General features: G+C 64.4%; 4 protein-coding genes. All 4 read right to left on the bottom strand.

Annotation, left to right across the window (positions count from 1 at the left end; translation table 11 throughout):
* On the bottom strand, positions 1-1,121 hold a 1,121-nt coding region (locus DBR12_RS22910; RefSeq protein WP_233244526.1), incomplete at its 3' end, for a molybdopterin-dependent oxidoreductase.
* A gap of 117 nt (positions 1,122-1,238) precedes the next feature.
* On the bottom strand, positions 1,239-1,622 hold the full coding sequence (gene nirD / locus DBR12_RS14380) for a nitrite reductase small subunit NirD (RefSeq protein WP_108617887.1): 384 nt from the start codon (positions 1,620-1,622) through the stop codon (positions 1,239-1,241).
* 52 nt (positions 1,623-1,674) lie between these two features.
* The gene (locus tag DBR12_RS14375) at positions 1,675-2,487 is read right to left on the bottom strand and encodes a type IV pili methyl-accepting chemotaxis transducer N-terminal domain-containing protein (protein ID WP_108617886.1); all 813 of its coding nucleotides are present in this window, start codon (positions 2,485-2,487) and stop codon (positions 1,675-1,677) included.
* Between the two features lie 18 nt (positions 2,488-2,505).
* Entirely contained in the window at positions 2,506-4,950 is a 2,445-nt protein-coding gene (gene nirB, locus DBR12_RS14370) for a nitrite reductase large subunit NirB (RefSeq protein WP_108617885.1), read from the bottom strand.
* Positions 4,951-5,210 lie beyond the last annotated feature (260 nt).

Raw genomic sequence — 5,210 nt, 5'->3', positions numbered from 1 at the left:
ACCCCCCACAGTGCGGCTACTTCGGCGCGGTGCTGTGGGTTGGCCAGGTCGCGGTGGGCGCTGAGCAAGTTGGCCAGCCCGCCCACTTCGCGTCCACCCATGGCGTTGGGCTGGCCCGTCAGGCTGAACGGGCCTGCGCCGGGTTTGCCGATTTGGCCCGTGGCCAGGTGCAGGTTGATGAGTGTGGCGTTCTTGGCGGTGCCACTGCTGCTCTGGTTCAGGCCCTGGCAGTACAGGCTCAAAGTCGCTTGGGACGTTGCAAACCACTGTGCCGCCGTCGTCAGGTCTGCCACCGAGATGCCGCATACCTGCGCCACACGCTCTGGCGTGCAGTCGCGCACAAGGGCCTTGAGCGTCTCAAAGCCCGTTGTGTGTGCGGCGATGTATTTGGCGTTCGTCCAGCCTTCCCACAGCATCAGGTGCAGCATGCCGTTGAACAGCATCACATCGCTGCCGGGCTGGATGGGCAAAAACAGGTCGGCCATGCCTGCCGTATCGGTGCGGCGCGGGTCGGCGACGATGACCTTCATGCCGGGGTTGGCGGCGCGCGCGTCTTCGATGCGCCTGAAAAGAATGGGGTGCGCCCATGCCGCATTGCTGCCCACGATGAACAGGCACTGCGCATGTTTCACATCGTCGTAGCAGGCAGGCGGTGCATCGGCGCCCAGTGTCTGCTTGTAGCCCGCCACGGCGCTGCTCATGCACAGGCGCGAGTTGGTGTCGATGTTGTTGGTGCCGATCAGGCCTTTGGCCAGCTTGTTGAAGACGTAGTAGTCCTCGGTGAGCAACTGGCCGCTCACGTAAAAGCCCACAGCGTCGGGGCCGTGCTGCTGGATGATGTGGGCAAACTTCTCGGTGGCCAGAACCAGGGCGGCGTCCCAAGACAGCGACTGGGGTGCATCTGCGCGGTGCGTGCGGCGCTGCGGCTGTAGCAGCCGGGTCTGCAGCGTGATGGGGCTGCTGGCGGTGAGGTGCAGGGTCGAGCCCTTGGTGCACAGGCGGCCAAAGTTGGCGGGGTGGTTGGGGTCGCCGCGCACGCCGGTGATCTGGGTGCCGTTGCTTTCGATGATCACGCCGCAGCCTACGCCGCAGTAGGGGCAGGTGGATTTGGTTTCTTGCATGGCGAGGGGCCTGGATTTGTGATCTTTTTTGGGTACCTGCGCGCGTCCATCAAGCGCTTATTGCTATGTAATTTATAGCATGGTGGTGCTGGCGGTCTGTGGTGCGGCCACGGCGGTTCATGCCGTGGCGGTGCGCCGCGCGGGCCCTGCAATGGGGCGGGCCAGGTCGGTGGCCAGCGTGGCCAGTTCGTGGCTGTCCAGGTACACCGCGCCGTCCTCCACCTTCACCGCAAACTTCGGCGTGCACCCCTCATCCGGCGCAGACGCCTGCCCGTCGCACAAGCCTATCGTCCAGTTGTGCATGGGGCAGGCCACATGCGTGCCAAACACAATGCCCTGGCTCAGCGGGCCGCCCTTGTGGGGGCAGCGGTCCAGCAGGGCGAAGACGCCACCGGCGTCGTTGCGGAAGATGGCGACATCGAGCCCATGCTCACGTGCTACGCGGCGGGAGCCGAGCACGGGGATGTCGTCCACGCGGCAAATCAGTTTCCAGTCATTCATGGGTCAGTCCTTGGAGGTGTAGCTATGCGGAAAAAGCGGGCTGGCAGTGCCGTTACGCGGCCAGAGCGGCATACATGCCGGTCACGCGGTCCATGCTGGCCAGCAGGTTTTCGCTGCTCACAAACACTTCTGACACCTGGCGGAACGTGTTGCTGGCATTGCCCATGCGCTGCAGGGCGGCGTCAAAAAAAATCCACTGGCCGTCGGCCAACAACAGCTCCTGGCGGATGCGGGCGGTGGCCTGGGGAGCGTTGCGCAATAGCTCGGTGGCTTTGAGGAATTCGTCGCGCGCCTTGGCAATCTCGGTGGTGGCGGTGGAGGTGTCCACCCCCAGCATCGCCGACAGGCAGAACTTGGCCATGCGCTGGCTCAACATGCGTTGGCGCCCGGCCACGTTCACCAGGTGGCCCACAGGCTTGCCCAGCGCGGCCTCGTACTGCGAGGTGCCCTGGTGGGCCAGGGCCAGCACCTTGGCGTCGGCCTGCAGCAGCGCGGCCACGCCGTCACGCGAAGGCGTGGTGCCCATCAGCGTGGCCTTGTGGTCGGCCCAGGCGCCTTCCAGTTTTACATAGGTGTCGCGGATGGCGGGTGAGGGCGCATAGGCCTTGAGTTCGCCCAGCTGGCGCTCGAACAGTGCCAGGGACTGCTCCAGCACGGCGCGCGCCGCAGGGGTGTCGGCCTTGTGGGCCAGGGCCAGCCAGGCCTTGCCCATGCGCTGGCTCAGCATGCGCTGGCGCCCGGCCTTGTTGATGGCGTCGTTCAGGTCTGCCACCTGGGCCTGGGCCTTGCCCGCTGGCACCAGAAGGCCCAGAGCGCCCCAGGCCGTCGTATAGCCCGCTGAGGTAAGAAGGGTGCGGCGTTGCATGGTGAGGCTCCTTGCCGATCAGGCGCTCAGGGGCGTGAACTGGCGTGTGTCCACCGCCGCCTTGTCAAACTCAAACCAGGGGTCGGGCTCGCCATCGAGTGCAAACTGCAGTTGCTCCCACAGCGCCTTGCGGCCTGCGTGGTCTTCCAGAATGCGTTTTTTCACATAGTCCAGACCCACGCGGTTCACGTAGTGCACGGTGCGCTCCAGGTACCAGCCTTCCTGGCGGTACAACTCGCAAAACGCGCCGGTGTACTCCAGCACCTCCTCGGCGGTTTTGAGCTTGGTGAAGAAGTGCGCCACCTCGGTCTTGATGCCGCCGTTGCCCGCCACATACATCTCCCAGCCGCTGTCCACGCCGATGATGCCCACGTCCTTGATGCCTGCTTCGGCGCAGTTGCGGGGGCAGCCGCTCACCGCAAACTTGACCTTGTGCGGCGCGTACATGCGCCACATGGCGCGCTCCAGGTCTTTGCCCATCTGGGTGCTGTCTTGCGTGCCCATGCGGCACCATTCGCTGCCCACGCAGGTCTTCACGGTGCGCAGCGCTTTGGCGTAGGCGTGGCCGCTGGGCATGCCGATGTCCTTCCAGACGTTCTGCAGGTCTTCCTTCTTCACACCCAGCAGGTCGATGCGCTGGCCGCCCGTGACCTTAATGGTGGGGATGTTGTACTTGTCGGCCGCATCGGCAATGCGGCGCAGCTCGTCGGCGGTCGTTTCGCCCCCCCACATGCGGGGGATGACGCTGTAGGTGCCGTCTTTCTGGATGTTGGCGTGGCTGCGTTCGTTGATGGCGCGGCTTTGCGGGTCGTCCTTGGCGTCTTTGGGCCAGGTGCTGATGAGGTAGTAGTTGACCGCCGGGCGGCAGGTGGCGCAGCCGTTGGGCGTCTTCCATTCCATGTGCCTGAAGACGTCGCCAATGCTCAGCAGCTTGTTGGCACGGATCGCATCGCGCACCGCCTGGTGCCCATGGTCCGTGCAGCCGCACAGGGCCCGGGTCTTGGGCGTGGCGCTGTAGTCGCCACCCGCTGTGAACATGATGATCTGCTCTACCAGCCCGGTGCACGAGCCGCAGCTGGCACTGGCCTTGGTGTGCTTGCGCACCTCGTCCAGCGTGAACAGGCCCTTGTCCTTGATGGCCTTGCAGATGGCGCCTTTGGTCACGCCGTTGCAGCCGCACACCTCGTCGGTGTCGGCCATTGCCGATGCCTTGCTCTGGCCCTGGTGGCCCACGTCGCCGATGTTGCTCTCGCCAAACATCAGCTTGTCGCGGATGTCGCTCACGCTGCGGCCATCGCGCAGCAGCTTGAAGTACCAGCTGCCGTCCACCGTGTCGCCATACAGGCAGGCGCCCACCAGCTTGTCGTTCTTGATGACGAGCTTTTTGTACACGCCGCCAAAGGGGTCGCTCATCACGATTTCTTCGGTGTCTTCACCACCCTGGAAGTCGCCTGCACTAAAGAGGTCAATGCCCGTGACCTTGAGCTTGGTGGACGTGAGCGAGCCCTGGTAGCGGCCTATGCCGAACTCGGCCAAATGGTTGGCCAGCACCTTGCCTTGCTCGAACAGCGGGGCCACCAGGCCATAGGCAATGCCCCGGTGCGCGGCGCATTCGCCCACGGCGTAGATGCGCGCGTCGGTGGTGGTCTGCAGCGTGTCGCTCACCACAATGCCACGGTTCACGTGCAGGCGCATTTTTTCGGCCAAGGCCGTGTTGGGGCGGATACCCACGGCCATCACCACCAGGTCAGCGGGAACTTCGGTACCGTCCTTGAACTTCACGCTGGCCACGCGGCCTTCGGCGTTGCCCACCAGCTCCTTGGTCTGCGCGCCCATCAAAAAGCGCATGCCGCGGTCTTCCAGCGACTTTTGCAGCATCTTGCCCGCCACGTCATCGAGCTGGCGTTCCATCAGCGACGGCATCACATGCACCACGCTCACAGTCATGCCGCGCTTCATGAGGCCGTTGGCGGCCTCCAGGCCCAGCAGGCCGCCGCCGATGACCACCGCGTGCTTGTAGGTGGCGGCCGCGTCGATCATGGCCTGCGTATCGGCAATGTCGCGGTAGGCCAGCACGCCTTGCAGGTCTTTGCCAGGGATGGGCAGGATGAACGGGTTGGAGCCCGTGGCGAGGATGAGGCGGTCGTATTCGGCGGTGATCACATCGCCGTCCTGGCTGGTGGCACTGACCACGCGGCGCACCCGGTCCACATCGGTCACGGTGAAGCCGGTGTGCAGCGTGATGTGGTTGTCTGCGTACCACGACCAGTCATTGAGGATGATCTCGTCGATGGTCTGCTCGCCCGCCAGCACGGGGGACAACAGAATGCGGTTGTAGTTGGGGTGGGGCTCTGCGCCAAACACCGTGATGTCATACAGATCTGGGGCGATCTTGAGCAGCTCTTCCAGCGTGCGCACCCCGGCCATGCCGTTTCCCACCATCACCAGCTTGAGCTTTTTCATCGCAACTCACTCCATCGGTTCCATCGCCAGGGCGACGTGAAAAACAAAAAAGGCGTCCACACGATGCTGCTCCGAGGTCTCGGAACCGCATGTGGGGACGCCTTCGTCCTTACAACTCTTCTGTGCGCCTTTGCACTGCTGAATTGCGTGGGCCTGCCCGGCCCTTGCCTGTGCCAAGCAATGGCCGTGCCAGTTTTTTGCACTGATCTGGGGTGCGCCCCGGGGCGGGCCTAGCCGGGGGCTGTCGAGGTCACCAGGGG

This window comes from Acidovorax sp. HMWF029 (assembly GCF_003060895.1).
Taxonomy (GTDB): Bacteria; Pseudomonadota; Gammaproteobacteria; order Burkholderiales; family Burkholderiaceae_C; genus Acidovorax.
This window is presented reverse-complemented; position numbering and strand designations above follow the sequence as displayed.

Bases quoted from the DNA above. Each gene is read 5' to 3' on its own strand.
- DBR12_RS14375 (WP_108617886.1), bottom strand. From the start codon at position 2,487: ATGCAACGCCGCACCCTTCTTACCTCAGCGGGCTATACGACGGCCTGG.
- nirD (WP_108617887.1), bottom strand. From the start codon at position 1,622: ATGAATGACTGGAAACTGATTTGCCGCGTGGACGACATCCCCGTGCTC.
- nirB (WP_108617885.1), bottom strand. From the start codon at position 4,950: ATGAAAAAGCTCAAGCTGGTGATGGTGGGAAACGGCATGGCCGGGGTG.